The 15,384-nt window shown below is 65.0% G+C and carries 13 protein-coding genes; 7 read left to right on the top strand and 6 right to left on the bottom strand.

Annotated elements, in window-relative coordinates:
- Window positions 1-6 precede the first annotated feature (6 nt).
- Both DR843_RS08675 and DR843_RS20050 read right to left on the bottom strand, forming a co-directional pair.
- Complete coding sequence (locus DR843_RS08675) at window positions 7-234, bottom strand: hypothetical protein (RefSeq protein WP_109685013.1); 228 nt, start codon at window positions 232-234, stop codon at window positions 7-9.
- Between the two features lie 290 nt (window positions 235-524).
- Window positions 525-1,031, bottom strand: coding sequence for a class F sortase (locus tag DR843_RS20050; protein ID WP_170119800.1), 507 nt, complete (start codon window positions 1,029-1,031; stop codon window positions 525-527).
- 40 nt (window positions 1,032-1,071) lie between these two features.
- On the opposite strand from DR843_RS20050, the gene DR843_RS20045 reads away from it, so the two are divergent.
- Window positions 1,072-1,392 carry a hypothetical protein gene (locus DR843_RS20045; protein WP_170119799.1) on the top strand — a complete coding sequence of 107 codons (321 nt, stop codon included), beginning with the start codon at window positions 1,072-1,074 and terminating at the stop codon, window positions 1,390-1,392.
- A 4-nt stretch (window positions 1,393-1,396) separates the two neighbouring features.
- Here the strand turns inward: DR843_RS20045 and DR843_RS08660 are convergent, their stop codons facing one another.
- From DR843_RS08660 to DR843_RS08645, 4 genes are all read right to left on the bottom strand, one after another.
- Window positions 1,397-1,729 carry a hypothetical protein gene (locus DR843_RS08660; protein WP_109685007.1) on the bottom strand — a complete coding sequence of 111 codons (333 nt, stop codon included), beginning with the start codon at window positions 1,727-1,729 and terminating at the stop codon, window positions 1,397-1,399.
- 120 nt (window positions 1,730-1,849) lie between these two features.
- A complete protein-coding gene (locus DR843_RS08655) occupies window positions 1,850-2,335 on the bottom strand; it encodes a RusA family crossover junction endodeoxyribonuclease (RefSeq protein WP_109685005.1) in 486 nt (161 codons plus the stop codon).
- The gene (locus DR843_RS08650; RefSeq protein ID WP_170119798.1) at window positions 2,335-3,066 is read right to left on the bottom strand and encodes an N-6 DNA methylase; all 732 of its coding nucleotides are present in this window, start codon (window positions 3,064-3,066) and stop codon (window positions 2,335-2,337) included. The genes DR843_RS08655 and DR843_RS08650 overlap by 1 nt, the downstream gene beginning before the upstream one ends.
- A gap of 59 nt (window positions 3,067-3,125) precedes the next feature.
- Entirely contained in the window at window positions 3,126-4,526 is a 1,401-nt protein-coding gene (locus DR843_RS08645) for a DNA methyltransferase (RefSeq protein WP_146202524.1), read from the bottom strand.
- A gap of 1,031 nt (window positions 4,527-5,557) precedes the next feature.
- On the opposite strand from DR843_RS08645, the gene DR843_RS08640 reads away from it, so the two are divergent.
- From DR843_RS08640 to DR843_RS19780, 6 genes are all read left to right on the top strand, one after another.
- Entirely contained in the window at window positions 5,558-6,394 is an 837-nt protein-coding gene (locus DR843_RS08640) for a hypothetical protein (protein WP_109684999.1), read from the top strand.
- A 27-nt stretch (window positions 6,395-6,421) separates the two neighbouring features.
- Entirely contained in the window at window positions 6,422-11,269 is a 4,848-nt protein-coding gene (gene dnaE, locus DR843_RS08635) for a DNA polymerase III subunit alpha (protein ID WP_109684997.1), read from the top strand.
- An 87-nt stretch (window positions 11,270-11,356) separates the two neighbouring features.
- Window positions 11,357-11,941: a deoxynucleotide monophosphate kinase family protein gene (locus tag DR843_RS08630; protein WP_109684995.1), complete on the top strand. Its 585-nt coding sequence runs from the start codon at window positions 11,357-11,359 to the stop codon at window positions 11,939-11,941.
- 44 nt (window positions 11,942-11,985) lie between these two features.
- The gene (locus DR843_RS08625; protein WP_109684993.1) at window positions 11,986-14,007 is read left to right on the top strand and encodes a hypothetical protein; all 2,022 of its coding nucleotides are present in this window, start codon (window positions 11,986-11,988) and stop codon (window positions 14,005-14,007) included.
- A complete protein-coding gene (locus DR843_RS08620; RefSeq protein ID WP_109684991.1) occupies window positions 14,007-14,666 on the top strand; it encodes a 3'-5' exonuclease family protein in 660 nt (219 codons plus the stop codon). The genes DR843_RS08625 and DR843_RS08620 overlap by 1 nt, the downstream gene beginning before the upstream one ends.
- Complete coding sequence (locus DR843_RS19780) at window positions 14,663-15,337, top strand: class E sortase (protein WP_245934063.1); 675 nt, start codon at window positions 14,663-14,665, stop codon at window positions 15,335-15,337. The genes DR843_RS08620 and DR843_RS19780 overlap by 4 nt, the downstream gene beginning before the upstream one ends.
- Window positions 15,338-15,384 lie beyond the last annotated feature (47 nt).

The raw sequence follows: 15,384 nt of genomic DNA, 5'->3' as shown, positions 1-15,384 counted from the left end.
CGCTCGTCACTCGGCGAAACGGACATGATGCCCGTCCACCTCCAGCGGTGCGTCGATCGCGCCGTGGCGAGCCATGACGGCGCACAACTCGATGGCGTCATTGTCGAAGTGCACTGCCTCAGCGACCATTCGGAAACTACTCGCGCCGGCGTACACCAGGCCGACAACCAGGTCCGACGTGGCGGTGGTGGTCTCGGCAACAGCACTTCGCCGACCCGGAACGAACCATTTCACGCCACCACCGGGGACTGGGCGTAAACCGGTGCTGCGGTGGGCCTTACGTGTCGTGTGCCGGGTTGCGTTCATACCTGGACGGTGCGACGCGTCGCACCGTCCAGGTATGACAACGGTGAGCCTGGATGTCGCGCAGGTCCGCATCGCGGCTTTGACCGCGGAACTAAACATTGCCCAAAGTGACCTACGCCGCCTCGACAACGCAGGGTCTGACTTGGATAACGACTACCGGGGCCACCTGTCGGCCCGGATCGCCGCGATCCAAGCAGACCTGGACATGTGGAGGATGCTTAGAACCGCACAGCCGTGACCACCACGTTGTCTTTGTGGTGCCCGCCTCGCAGGATGACTCCGCCGCAGGTGACCAGTTCCAACTTCATCGAGTCGCGGCCATAGAACACGTCCGCCGGTAGAGCAGACTTCGTCATCTCGGCGCGAACGGTCACAAGGAAGCGGTAGACCCTTCCGGCAGAATCGCTGACGTAGATGACCGTGCCCTTGGTCGCACGAGCAATCGGGGCCAACGCGCCCTTGTACCGGCCGTAAGACAGGGTGTGTCCCGCGATGACAGCCCGTCCGGTCTTTGCGCCATAACCAACCGAGCCGGTCCACCGACCCACCTTCGTCGCGCCGGGGACGACCAGTGCTCCAGCCTTGACCGGTGCCGCGACAATCGACGTGTTGATCCCCAACTTCGGCACGTAGAGCCGGTTGGCACCGAGCCTGGGCAGTTCGGAGGTGACGTTCATGACGGCGAAGCCGCCGCTGCTCCCGGCTGGGGCGCTACCGATAGCCACGACCGATGTCTGGGCGGTGGGCGCCTGAGTCGCTGCCCCAGTGGGATTGCTCGGAACCGGGGGTTCTTTCACGCTGCTGGGCACAGGAGTGGACACCTCGCTCGGCTCGGCCTGCGATGTCAACCTGGGTGTCGGTGTCAGGACGCGCGTGACCGTGGTCGCTGAGCTCGTTGGGTCGGCAGTCATTGGGGTCGTGTCCCCGGCAGTCGTGCGGGCCGAGCTCGAAACCACCACAGGCGAGGAGGTGCTGTGCGACGCGGTGGTGACGACCGGCCGCGAGCTGATGTTGCTGGTGGGTCCGCAGGCGGACAGTGCCGCGACCGAACACACTCCTACTGCACCGCCCAGAATGGACTGGTAGCGCTTCATCGGGAGACCTTCATACTTTCGGACTCGGAGGTACGTTCGTTGGGCACCAAGGCGCGGAACGCGTTGCGTAGCGCGCCGTCCCAGGTGTCGAGTGCTTGGTCAGGTGCCAGGCCGGCGTCGGTGAGTCGCTTGATCGCGTCGTCACGGGCGGCGTTCAAGTCAACGTTCAGGTCACCGGCCGCATCAAGAGCGCAACGTTCGACCTCCGCTGTCGCTGCGTCGATTTCAGGAACGTCGACCAGGCAAATATCGTCCGCCTCGCCAGCAACGTGGCCAGCGAACCGCCCGTCGGCGGCGTGGATCGCGCCAGTGGCATCAACTTTGTTCATCGCGGCTCACCAGCCCAGGGCATGGGTGGGATTCCGGCAGGTGGCCGCATCAAGCGGTGGGGCGAACCATGGGTCATGCCGGTTTGGTTGGCGGGCGTCGCAGTTTTGCGCCACTGCGTTTTAAGCCGCGCCATCGACTTGCACCGGCACGGCGCGCTGATCGACCGCTTCCAAAGGGGTGACGACGATCGTTGCGCCTTCCCGGACCGTGCGGTCGCACCAGCCCTTATCGGCGATGATGCGGACGACCTGGGAGTCATCGATATACACCCTGGCTGCGGTCAGGGCGTCAAGTACGGCTCGCCCCAGCTTGTCGGCGTCTCCGATAGCACGACTGGTGCAGTAGTCGGGGGCGGAGGGCCTCAGCCGGTGCTGGTTGCGGCCCGTTCCGTAGTGCGACTTGGGTCGGCAGAAGCTGAATCTGGCGGTAACGATGACGGCGCCAGTGAACGGCTGCCTCCCGGCGAGTGCCTCGACGGCAGCGTCGACGATGGTGCTGCGCCACGTCTTGACGTCGGAAGATTCCACCAGGACGCCCTTGCCAACGTGTCGCTTGGATCCCTGTGGCCGTGGATGCCCGACGGCTCGAAACGAAAACTCGGCCATCAACCGACATCCCTGCTGAGACCGTCCGAGCACGTCAGAACGATCCGAGGGCCAAGGCTGTGCACCAGGGCGTTGATGCCAGCCAAGGCGACAGCGACCGGGTCGATGTCATTCAGCACCCAGGTGACGGTGGCTGGATCCAGCCCGCGACGGCGCATCGAGATCGCCGCAGCCACCGGCAAAACCCCGGCGCCGCAGGCTGGATCGGCGAAGGTCTCGCCCTCGCCCAACGGGTTCATTTCGGCGAGCAACGAGGCCAGGTGCATTGGGGTGTAGAACGCTCCGCTGGAGCGTTGCGAGTTCGGGGAACGCAGGCTGCTGTAGACCGGCCCGAGGAGTTCGCCGCCGACCTGGTGGGCCGAGGCGGACCCGATCAGATCTACCTGAGCAAGCTCTGTGAAACAGGCCCGAGCGACCAGTGCGGCCTGGGCGTCGGGGCGTCCCGCCCAGCCAGTCAGGTGCGGCAGATGCTGGCGAAGGAAGGGCACCGATGATGCGGCCACCGTCCACAGTTCGTCCAATGCGACTGTGTCCGGCGCGGACGAGAAGGACGCCATCATGGGGCGAACCAGGTCCGGGCCGGTGCCGAAGAACAGCGCGCCAGTGGCTACCGCGGTCAACTGGATCGCCACAGCTTCCCGGTGGCCACCGACCACGGCGGTCGCGGTGCTCAGTCGCTGCGCCAAAACGTCCGGGGAAAGTACCGGCGCAGACTCCTTACCCTGCTTCACCCCTGGACGGTGCGACGCATCGCAGGCGTCGAGTTTTCCTCGCTCGCGCAAGCCGCCCATCAGTGCGCTCCGCAGGACGGCGACGAGCCAGTGTGGACGTATTTGGCGAGCAGCCGCTCCTGCAGGTCGTCAAGCTCCGCCACGACGACTTCTTCGTCGGGCACCGGATGAGCAACCTGCTGGGTTTTGGCTATTGCGGCGAGCTGGGCACGGATACGCCGGACGATGGCCGGGTCGACGTCGAGGCGGGCGCTGAGTGCCGCCAACGTTGCTGCCGCCTGCTTCGGTGCATCGGAAAGCATCTTGTGGGGCAACGGCTCGACCAATGTCGTCGTCATATGCGGGGCATTGCCACCACAGGCGAACGTGAGGCGGGGAAGCGTCACCTGGTCAATCGTCGGTTGCCACGACTCGCAGGTGATCCAGGCTCGGCCCAGCTTGTGCGCGACGGCGGCGGTGACACCGGACCCGGCGAACGGGTCGAACACCAGGTGGTCGGGGTCGGTGGCGATCTGGATGATCCTGGTGAGGAGTGCCTCGGGCTTCGGGGTGGTGAACCGAGCGCCGGTGGCGCGCTGGACTTCGTCGCGAGCGTCGCGGACGGTTCCGGCGAAACGGGCGTCCCACACGCTGGCGGGCGCAGCGCCTGTGGCCGGCAACGGGACTTTGCGGCGCGGACGGCCGCCCCCGGTTCGTCCGAAAAAGACCTCCGGCCAGGTGCCCGCAGCCATCCGTGCGGTGGCTTGACGCTGTGCCTGCGCCAGCCCGCCGGTCAGCATCAGTGCAGGACTGTCACCGACGTCGGAGCCGACGATGCGGCGGCGAGTCTCGGCGTCGGGCAGATGCTGCGGGAGATAGACCCCCCACGCGGCCAGCCGGGCCGTCATTTCGGTGCGGTTGTAGACCCAGTGCCGTCCCGGACCCGGGTAGTGCACGGTTGCGGTGAAGGGTGACTGGATCCCGTACACCAGGTCGGGGTGCCGGTCACCGCGTGGCCCGGTCAAGTCACCTGAACTCCATGGGACAGGGTCTCCGTCCCAAGACTTGAACCAGGTGTTTTCGTCATCGGTGCGCGGCGGACGACGCACGGTGAAAGCTGGCGACTTGGCCAGCACCAGGATGGGGTCGTGTTGTTCCCGGAAGCCGGTGTTGGCCACGGGAGCCGACCCGGTGCGTTGCCACCAGATAGTGCTCCGGTGCGCGGCCGACCCGAACACCCTCAGGGCGGACTGTTCGGCGTATCGGAGCATCGACCGGTTTCCGTCTCCGACGCCCAGGTGCAACCACAGGCTGCCGTGTTCGGGCAGGATCTCGAACGCGCCAGCGATGAGCCGGTTGATCATGGTCTGCCACGCCTGCCCAGCCGGGTCGGCGTAGTCGCCTTGGTGTCGGCCGGTGCCGAACGGCGGGTCGGCGTAGATCAGGTCTGGTTGTACGCCGAGCTGACGCAGCCGATCCATCGCCGTCAAGCCATCACCGGAGATCAACAAGCCCACGTTGATTTACATGGGCCATGTTCGCGAGGTCAGGGCTGAGGAAACATGACGCGAGGTTGACAGGGTCAGACCCCTACGCGCGTGCGCGCGCGAGGGGTGTGACTCTTCACCGGTCACGAGCCCGGCACCCGACCCCGCAGATAGTTGAAATCGAAAATAAAAGGGTCGACCCCCTCGCGTACACGCGCGCGAGGGGTATGACCCTACGCATCTTTTTCCGAAAACGTTGCTCGCAGCCCCGCCAGGAGAACCTAACCTGGACCGGATCGAAGGGGGATACCCCTCGCGCGCACGCGCGCGTAGGGGTCTGACCCTACCCATCGCGTCGCCAAAACCGCAACCGAGACCTTAGGAAACCGCGTCATTCCGGGAAACATCACCGTTTCTGGCTGCAACTGGCTGCAACTGGCCACACCGTGTGGTCAGATTTCGGCGGAACCTCGAAACACAAAACCGCAGGTCAGAGCCCTCTACTACTACTACTTACTACTACTTTTTACTGATCTGACCACTTGACCACACCGTATATACCCCCTTATGAGGATTCGCATACATTACTTCCGGGGAGATATATATATCCAAATCCCCTTATGGGGTTGTTGCGGGCGTGGCCATGTGGCCAGATTGCCGTTTTTTGACCCTCGAACCACCTCTGACCTGCGCAAACGTCGCTGAATAGTCTGACCACACGCGTGGTCAAGTGGTGGCGGATGCAGCCAGAACACCCACCCATCCCCGTTTTCGCGACACCAGGGGCAGGGTCAGACCCCTACGCGCGCGTACGCGCGAGGGGTATCCCCCTCCAACATTCCACGATCCGGAACTATTGGCAGCCGCGCAACCAGCCGACACGAACTGGCACCGAGAACTAAACCGACCCTGGCTCGCAGCCAGTGGCCCATGTTGGTGAGTGAACAGACTCTCGTCTTCGTCCTTCACCGAAAGGCACCCTCGCCATGCACCAGAGGCGCCCTGGGCTTAGTCCGGGCACATCGTTGATTCTGCCCAGCAATGTCGTCGACTACGTCGTCGCCTTCGATGACTTCGCCAGCGCTATCAGCGTCCCGGCCCCGTTCTTGATGGCGAGCCCGTTGATCGGGTTGCCGCTGCCGCCAGCAGGGTGGAGCCCACGGGATTTCGCACCCGAACTTTTGTGGCACCCGATGGCCTGGCTGCCGGAACGGTTGAAGCGGCCGTTGACCAACGGCGGCGACGTTGAACCCGACAACGGCTGGGTGTTGCGTGTAGGTCTTGAACTCCAAGAGTCCGGCCTGTACGACCAGGTGTCCGGGTCCTGGTTCGACGTTCTGACGCACCTAGGGATCGACCCAGTCAACCCCGACGACGCCCAACGCCTTTCCGCGTGGCTGGCTGGAGGCGCCGATCAGCAACTGGACGAGTTCGACCTGGACGAACTGATCTTCGTCCAAGATGCCCCCGAGTGGTCGTTGGAAGCCGCCATTGCCAGCCTGGAGCCGTTGGAGGTCGTCGCTCGCACCAAAGCCGCGCGACAGTTGCTGGCGATGTGCAACGAGACACTCACCGGCGATGGAGTCGATCCTGACGAGCAAGCCGAGATGGTCGAGATGATGCTCACCCTCGGCGTCTGGGCGACGTGCGGAGACGAGGCATTGAACACCCGCATCGAGCAGATCCGTGGACGCTTGGATTCATACACCGGAGGGCTGTCAGACGCAGGTTCGCCTGTGTTCGCTCTGTCCGCGATTTTCGCCGACATGGTCGACGCTGGAGAGCCGATCGAGAACGACCTTCTAGCGCAGTTCGAGCGGGTGCGCCGCGAAACCGGCCTGTCCGAGTTCGCCGCCAGCTAACGACGACAGGCGTCGCACCGTAAGCCCATGGCCGATTTCGTACACCTCCACAATCACACCGAGCACTCGCCTTTGGACGGCTTGCAACGGGCACGGGAGATGGTTGCTGCGGCCGCCGCGGACGGTCAGCGTGCGATCGCCGTGACCGACCACGGTTCTCTCGGCGGCACGATGGCCTTGGCCAGGGCGGCCGATGAGTTCGGGCTAAAGGCAATAGGCGGCTGCCTCCTGCGAGGTCAGGAGATCTACACGTCGGCCGGCGTGAAGGCGGTGGAGGATGTGGAGGTAGGGGACCTCGTGCTCACGCACCGCGGACGCTTCCGTCCAGTAGTGCGGACAATGACGCGCCGCTACGAAGGCCGCGGATTCAGGATGCACCTGTCGGGTCGGTACTCCCGCACGCTGACGCTGACCGAGGAGCATCCGATCCTTATCCGCACGCGCGACGGACGAGTCGATTGGACGAAGCCTGGTGAGATTGTTGCCGGCAGGCCCGGCAAACGCGAAGGCGCCTCCGCGTGGAACTCCTGGGTGTGCCTGCCAAAACTAGAGCAGAAGACGTACATCATCGACATGGCGACAGTCCTGCTCGCGTCTGACGGTTGGTCATTCCGACCAAACGCCGTGAAGTCCTATCGGCGTCAGCACGCTCCCTGTGAGTGGCCGGTACCTCGCATGCTTGAGATCGACTCGGATCTGGCATACCTCATGGGTGTGTATGCCGCTGAGGGGCACCTGGGCGTCAGGCAAGGCGAACCAAACGGACGGATCGGGACAACGCACCACATCAGCGAACAATTCATCGTGGATCGGATTGCTCGCGTCGCAAACCGGTTCGGTGCTCAACTCATTAGCCGTCCCCGGGGTGGCTATCGTGAACGCACGATCAACGCCGAGTTCAATTGCCTCCCCATCGCACTCCTGCTTGCCGACACCGTGAAGCGCGGAGCTTCATCCAAAACGGTACCTGCTGGAATCATGACGGCACCGCTCGATGTAAAACGATCTTTCGTACGGGGGCTGCTCGACGGAGACGGTCGAACCGTGGGTCTCCCAAGCAACACCAACAACCGTGCCGACCTCCGAACTACCTCTCCGCACCTCGCGTGGGGGCTGCGCGCGCTCTTGGCGGACGAGGGGTTCTTCCCCCACGTCGGACGCAAGTCCCGAGCGCCATTCCAGGACATCTACCAAGTTCCGTACAACCCACTAAGGAGTTACCCCTACGGGAAGCACGATGAGAGCTTCAGCTACCGTCCGGTGGCTCGGGTAGACGAGATCCGGATCGAAGACGATGTCTTCAACTTTGAGGTGGAAGAAGACAATTCATACGTCTCAGATTTCGTTCTCCATAATTGCGAGGGCTACCTGGCCATTGGCTCCCGGTTCGAGCAGAACACCGCCACGTCAGAGTCCGGCTTCGAGGGCTCCAAGGTGCGGCGCTACCACCACCTGACGATGCTGGCCGCGAGTCGAATCGGCTGGACGAACCTGGTGACGCTGTCCAATGAGGCCGCGAAAACGGTGTGGTACCAGCCGCGGATGGACTACGACCTGATGGCGCAACACAGCGACGGCCTGATCTTGGGCACCGGCTGCTTGGGTGGCCCGGTGATCGCCGCGATGCTGGACAACCCCGACGATGCCCTGGCCCGCGGCATCGCCGAGACCGAACGGCTGCTGGCGTGCGTCGGCGGCGACAAGGACCGGTTGTTCGTGGAAGTCATGGACCACGGCATTCCCGCTCAACGGGCCGTGATGGACAACCTGACCGCGATCGCCGCGCACTTCGGGTTGCGCATGGTCGCCACTAACGACGCCCATTTCACCCACGAGCACGAGCAGGCCGACCACGACCGACTACTGGCCGTCGGGGTCAACAAGTCGTTCGACGACCCGGACCGTTTCCGGTTCAACGGCACCGGCTACTGGCTGCGCACTGGTGCTCAAATGCGCCAGGTGTTTCCTGACCGGATTGGCGGCCAGGATGTCGTTGCGAACTCTCTGGCCATCGCCGAGCAGGTCGAAGACACTCTGTCGGCGTTCCTGCCGACCAGCCGGATGCGGCTGCCGAAGTTTCCGGTGCCGGCCAAGATCCAGCGGGCCAGCGAACGCCGCGGTGACCCCAGTCCGCAGGACACGCTGCTGCGGCTGTACGTGCTCGACGGCGCCAAGCAGCGCTTCGGGGAAACCATCCCGTCCGAGGTGACCGAGCGCATCGACTTCGAGCTCGGCGTCATTTCTGGATTCGGGTTCGCCGACTACTTCCTGATCCTCACCGAGTTGGCGCACTGGGTGCGTTCGCAAGGCCACAACCTCGGCCCCGGTCGCGGGTCGGCTGCCGGAAGCATGGTGGCGTTCTGCCTGACCATCACCGACGTTGACCCGATCGAGCACGGCTTGTTGTTCGAGCGATTCCTGGACGTGACCCGCAAGGGCATGCCGGACATCGACCTGGACTTCCCTCAGGAGTTGGTCGGGGATGTCGTCGCGCATCTACAGGAAGTCTGGGGCGAGAGGCACGTTGCGCAGATCGGCACCTACGGCACCAAGAAGGCTAAGTCGCTGGTGCGCGACATGACCCGGCTGGGCGGAGACCCGAGCCTGGGGGAGAGGCTGTCGGAGGCGATCCCGAAGATCAATAAGGGCCTGGCTGTATTGATGGACCCCACCCACGCCGATGGTGCCGCACTGCGCGACCTGGTGGGAGCGGACCCCAAGGCGGCCGCTGTCATCCAGCAGTGCCTGCCGCTGGAGGGCGTCAAGGCCAGCCCCGGCATCCACGCCTGCGGCATCGTGCTGTGTGACGAGCCCCTGGACGACCTGATCCCGATGCGTGTGGACTCCAAGACCGGCCAGTGGGTGACTACATGGGAGGCGGGCGAACTGGAGTCGGTCGGCTTCGTGAAGTTCGACCGACTGGCACTGAAAAACCTCGACGTCATTGCCGGGTGCACAAAGATGATCCAGGCAGCAACTGGTGAGATCGTCGACACCCGCTACGGGCACCTTCCGATGGATGGCGCGAGCGACCCTCGGGCCAAAGCCGCATGGGATCTGTTGGCCGCCGGTGACACTGCCGGCTTGTTCCAGGTGTCCAGCTCAGGCATGACGAAGCTGGTGAAAGGCATTGCACCGCAGAGTCTTTCCGAACTCTCCGATGCGGTGGCGTTGTACCGTCCCGGGCCGATGAGAGCGGGCATGCACGAGCGGTACGTGGCGCGTAAGCGCGGGGACGAACCAGCCACCTACGACTACCTGACCTCCGACCCAGCAGAGCAGGCCGCGTTGACGAGCGTCCTGGACGGGTCGATGGGGTTGATCGTGGTCCAGGAAGACCTGATGGCCTTGTCGCGGGCTGTGTCCGGCTTTGGCCCTGGCCGCCGTAACCGGCTGCGCAAGGCGTTCTCTAAGAAGCTGAAAGAGGAGATGGACGCGCTGTACGACGAGTTCATCGCGGGCGGTCTGGCTGTGACCGTGGACGATCCGGACAAAGATACCGAAGCTTCAATCCGATTCTCCCGCAAAACTCTTGACGCTTTGTGGACGACATTCTCAGCTTCGGCAGAGTATTTGTTCAACCGCTCGCACTCGGCGCCGTACGCCTACATCGCCTACCAGACGGCGTTCCTGAAAGCCAACTGGCCGGCGCACTACGCCGCCGCGCAGTTGGCCGTAACCGAGAAGGACTCCGACCGATTGCCGGTGCTGCACTCGATCCGTCACAGCGGTATCTCGGTGCTCGGGCCTGACCTATTGGGCGGCGGGTTGGACACTGCTGCCGTTGACGAACGAACGATCCGGATCGGTCTGTCGGAGATCGTGGGTGTCAAGGACAACGCTGCCGCCCTGCTGGCAGCCCGAGACTGCGACGGTCCTTTCACGTCGCTGGGCGACGTCGTCGCCCGAGCCAAGGCTGCCGATGGACGCAAGCTGCCGATCAACGTGATCGAAGGACTCATTGACGCCGGCGCACTCGACGGTCTCGGCCACCCGCGGATGGGCATGCTGGCCGTCGTTCGCGCGTTCGGTGCCGATGTAGCGGGCGACGATTTCGACGTGCCGGTGCCGGACATCGAGTTCTCCACGACCGAGCGAGCGGAGCGTGAACGAGCCCGGCTCGGGGTCGTCATCGGAACGCACCCGCTGACCGTCATGCAAACGCACGTCCGTGAATGGAACCCGACCGGCGACCAGAGCCCGTGCGTCCCGGTTGCGGGCCTGCGTCCGGCCGCGAACGTCGTCACGAAGGCGGTCGTGTCCGAATGGGTCGAGCGGCCCGCGCGAAACGGCGGCATGCGGGCCAACTTCACGCTGGAAGGATCGACCGGCGCGATCACCGGTGTGATCTGGCCGAACCGGCTGGCGGTTGCCACCGCAGCTAGTGGTGGAAGGCACCCGGTGCCCGGCGACATCATCGCCATGCGCGGACGGGTCAAAGTCGTCACGATGCGCAAGGACGACAACGACGACGTCGATGGTGAAACCGACGACGAGATCATCGAAGACTCGCAGGTGGAAATGGTCGGCGCCAACTTCTGGCTGGCCGACTTCGACGACCCCGCCAGGGACCAGTTGCCGCCGTGGCAGGCGCTTCGCCGACCGATCGAACTGGCTCCACGGCCGACGATCGCAGGCAACGCCGGCACGGTCACCATGACCGCGGCAGACACAGTGCTGGAGCTCGACGCCGAAATGGTCGACTCGACGGTCACGCTGCGCCGCCGAATGCGTCTGCGGTTCGGTCGGGTCGTCACTCGTGACGAGATGACCCGGGTCAGTCGGTTGTGGACGGACATGGAGCCAGGCGAAGCGATCGACCTGTCTACCAAAGGCTTTGAGGTTGCGCACGAGGTGCGGCTGATCCGGATGTAGTCGGCAGCGCCGGGACGCCGCAATCGGTCTCGTCTGTTCGTGCGAAGCCTGTGCGACGTAGCAAGCGCTGCGTCGCACCGTGCACGAGTGAGTGACTTTCCCACACTGATCGGCCTGTCCGGGTACGCCCGGTCAGGCAAAGACACGGCCGCGGCCTGCTTGAAGCCCTACGGCTACACGCAGGTTGCGTTGGCCGATCCGATGCGTGCCATCGCCTACGATCTGGACCCCTTGATGCCGTCCGGATTTCGGCTTTCCCAGCGCGTAGACGCCGTCGGCTGGGAAGGCATCAAGGCCGACCCGGTGGATGCTGCGGAGTTGCGCCGTCTGCTAATCCAGGTTGGGTCTGGTTGCCGACAGCATCTCGACCCGTTGGTGTGGGTAGGAGCCTTGCGGGCCCGGTTCGCTGCGCGCGGTCCGGGGGAGCGGTTCGTGGTCTCCGACGTGCGAATGGCCAGCGAAGCGCAGGCCGTGCACGACCTGGGTGGCGTTGTCATCCGGGTAATGCGTCCAGGGGTCGGGCCGGCGGTGCGGCATGTGACCGAGCAGCCGTTGCCGGAAGGCATGGTGGAGGCCACGGTCGTCAACGACGGCAGCGTGACTGACCTCGCCGGCCGACTGGTCGAGTTGCTCGATGCCATGTCGCTGGCAGGCTGGAAGGCACACCTCTAGCTGAAGGACCGGTTCTCGGCGAAGTGCCGTCGCACCGTACAGGTATGAATCCGTTCACCAGCCAGCCAGTCCTCGACGTTACGACCCCGGACACCACCACGGCCACCTTCGACGCTTCCGCGACTCCGGTGCTGATGGAGGCGCTGTACGCCCTCTACAGCGATCCGGTGGCCGCCGTCACCCGCGAACTCATCTGCAACGCGGTCGATTCGCACTTCGCCGCCGGGCAGCACGAACCGGTGCGTGTTGAAGTGCTGGATGCCGACGCCGGCCCGGACGGCCGGCCGCGGTGCGTACTGGTGGTCACCGATACCGGTCTGGGTTTGGACCGCGGCGGACTGATCCGCACGTTCTCTAGCTTCGGCGGTTCCGACAAGCGGGAAACCACCGAGCAGATCGGCGGGTTCGGACTCGGCGCGAAGTCTGCGCACGCCGTGACGCCAACCTTCACTGCGGAAGGCGTCAAAGACGACCGCCGCACCGTCGCGATGATGTCACTGTCGCCGGAGGGCGTGAGTCAGGTAAGCATCCTGGTGAACGCAGCACCGACAGGTTCGCCGAACGGGGTGACCGTGCGGGTCCCGATGGAGCGCAGCGCGCTCACGTTGGCGCAAGCGGTCGAGTCGGTAAGTAAGTGGCTGCCGACCGGCTCGGTCGAGTTCGACGGCGTGCTCAACGTCTGCACGCTGGACTCGGGCATCCGCCTGTCAGGCACGGTGACCCTGGTGCGGGATCAAACTCCGGCGGTGGTGATGGGCGGTGTCCGCTACCCGCTGACCAGTCGGCAGCGGAACGCGCTGGCCGAGTCGCTGGGCAACTGTGGTGTCCCCGTGAAGTCCTACCTGACCGGGCTGATCATCACATTGCCGTTGGGCGCGGTCCGCCCGGCGCCGGCGCGGGAAAGCATCCGGGACACCGCCGACACCGACGCGGTCCTGTTGGAAGCGACCCGCGATATCGGGACGTTAGTCAACGCCCTGGCGGACACGATGGACAACCCGGCGCCCCTGATCGACACCGCGCCGGTGCAGGTGACCTGGCGGGGAATCAAGACCTGGGACCGGGGCGACCCAGCGTTCGCCGGAACGGTCGTGGAACGCCGTACCGGCAGCGGGTTCGTGCTGCGCAGCAGCAACCTCGATCACCAGGGCGCGGTGAGGTCGCGGGTCCACGACACCGTTTCCGATCAGGTCCGGGTGTTTCTGACCTCCGGCGCGAACACCGTCGCCGTCGTCACCGACGGCAGCGTTGAGCAGGTGAAATACCTGCGGATCAACGCCCACCTGGTCTCGGCCGGGGCGGGCTCCACGCAGCGGTACGTCGTGGTGGACCAGCCCTGCGGCTACATCGGCTACTTGCCGTACGGACCGGGCGAGAACCAGATTACGACGTGGACCTTCGAGGAGTTCCGCTCGAAGGTGGTGCGCCCGACCCGCACAACCACGACCATCTTCCAGACCTGGCTGCCCGGCGGCGACGATGCGCAGCCGATGGACACCGCGAGCGTCAACGCGCTGTCCGGTCGGCTGTACGTCGTCGGGGAGAGCTTTGCGCGGTACAACAACGCCTGGCTGCGCGAGGCGGCAGACCACCTGGGCTGCCCGATCGTGGCCAACGGGGCCAAGAAGCCGTCACCGGGCCGGTTCGGCAAAGGCAAGAAGTCGACCCTCGACGTGCGGGTGCTCGACCTTGGCCTGGTCCGCGACAGCGTGTTCACCACGATCCCGCAGACGCACCTGGACAAGACCGCCATCGGCGAGGTGTTCTGCCGGGTACACCGCAGCGACTACGACAAACTGCTCGACCCTGTGGTGCGCGACGCGCTGGTGGACGCCCCCGACTTGACCCAGTTGACCCGGTTGCAGCGATGGGCACTGGAACAGAAGGCCGGGGCCACCGTGCGCGGCGGGGTGCCGCAGTGCTACGCGCACCTGCCACGCGGCTATGGCGCACGGCAGCTTGGGTCGGCGCAGTTCGTGGAACTCGCCAACGGGCTGTGGGCGCTTGACCAGTTCCGCCAGCATGACGCCGACCACGACCACGACAACCAGGAGGACGCCGCCTAATGTCCCGACCCGCCAAGACGACCTACGTCGCGCTCGACATCGAAACCGACACCAGTCCGCTGACCGAAGCAGAGCGAGCCGCTGGACTCGGCCCGCGCGGACTGGACCCTGGCCACACGCCGGTCACCGATGTCGCGTTCTGCGGCAAGGACTTCCACGAAGTGTTCACCGGCGACGAGGCCAGCGTGCTGGCCGACACCATGGAACTCATCTCGATGCTGGACGCGCACGAGCACCTGGTGACCTGGAACGGTTCGGTGTTCGACCTGCCGTTCCTGGCGGCCAGGGCTGCGGTGCACGGCATCGACGTTCCCTACGACCTGGTGCTCGACCCGGCGATCGTGCCCAAGTACGACCCGTGCCCCGGATTCGACGGCGGCTACCGGGCGCTGGTCGACGGGCGAGATCGGCACACCGACCTGGCCTATGTGGCCAAGCCGTTCGCGCAAGCCCTCGGGGTGCCGTGGTCGTTGAAGCCGTTCGCCGAGCACTGCCTGGGAGAGCCGCTGCTGTCGGTCGACCGGACCAGGATGCACGAGTTGAGTCAGACCCAGCGTCGCGCCTACGTGGCTAGCGACGCCGACGGGACATACCGGCTGGTGCCATTCCTGTTGGGGCGCAGGCAGATTCCGCGCCTCGACGCCAGCGCCCGTCTGTGATTGCCTGGTTGCGGCGCGACCCACTGGCTGCCGGGTTGTGGTCGGCGTGCGCAGTCCTACTGGCGATCAGTCTGACCTGCGGTGGAGTCCTGGCGTGGCAGTTGTGGGGTACGAACGTGGTTGCGGCACAGGAACATTCCGACGAGGTCAAGGCTCTACAGCGGCAGTGGAAGAACGGCGGCACTGCCGAACCGGGCAACGACCCGCGAGTCATGGCTCAACCGGACGCCTACGGCACCCCGTTCGCGATCATGCGGGTGCCGCGGTTCGGGGCGGACTGGATCCAGCCGATCGTGCAAGGCGCGAACCTGGATGAGTTGGCCGCCGGCATCGGCCACGCGGCGGGGTCGGCGATGCCGGGCCAGGTCGGCAACTTCGCTGTCGCCGGGCATCGAACCACGCACGACAAGCCGTTCAACCTAATCGCGACGCTACGGGCAGGCGACCTCATCACGGTTGAAACCGCCACGGACACCTACACCTACAAGGTCACCAGTCACGAGGTCGTGCAGCCAACAGATGTTGCCGTATTCGACCCGGTGCCAGGCAAGCCCGGCGCTCAGCCAACGGTGGCGATGCTGACGATGTCCAGTTGCCACCCGGAGTTCAGCGCACGGGAACGGTACGTCGTTCATGCAGTCCTGGTCGGTTCGCGCACGAAGACCGGCTAGCGGAAAGCGCCAAACCTGGCAAGAACCTGGAAGTTTGCCCCCAAGAT

This window comes from Branchiibius hedensis, from assembly GCF_900108585.1.
Classification (GTDB): Bacteria; Actinomycetota; Actinomycetes; order Actinomycetales; family Dermatophilaceae; genus Branchiibius; species Branchiibius hedensis.
The sequence above is the reverse complement of the archived record's forward strand: the minus strand, read 5'-3'. Positions and strand labels throughout refer to the sequence as shown.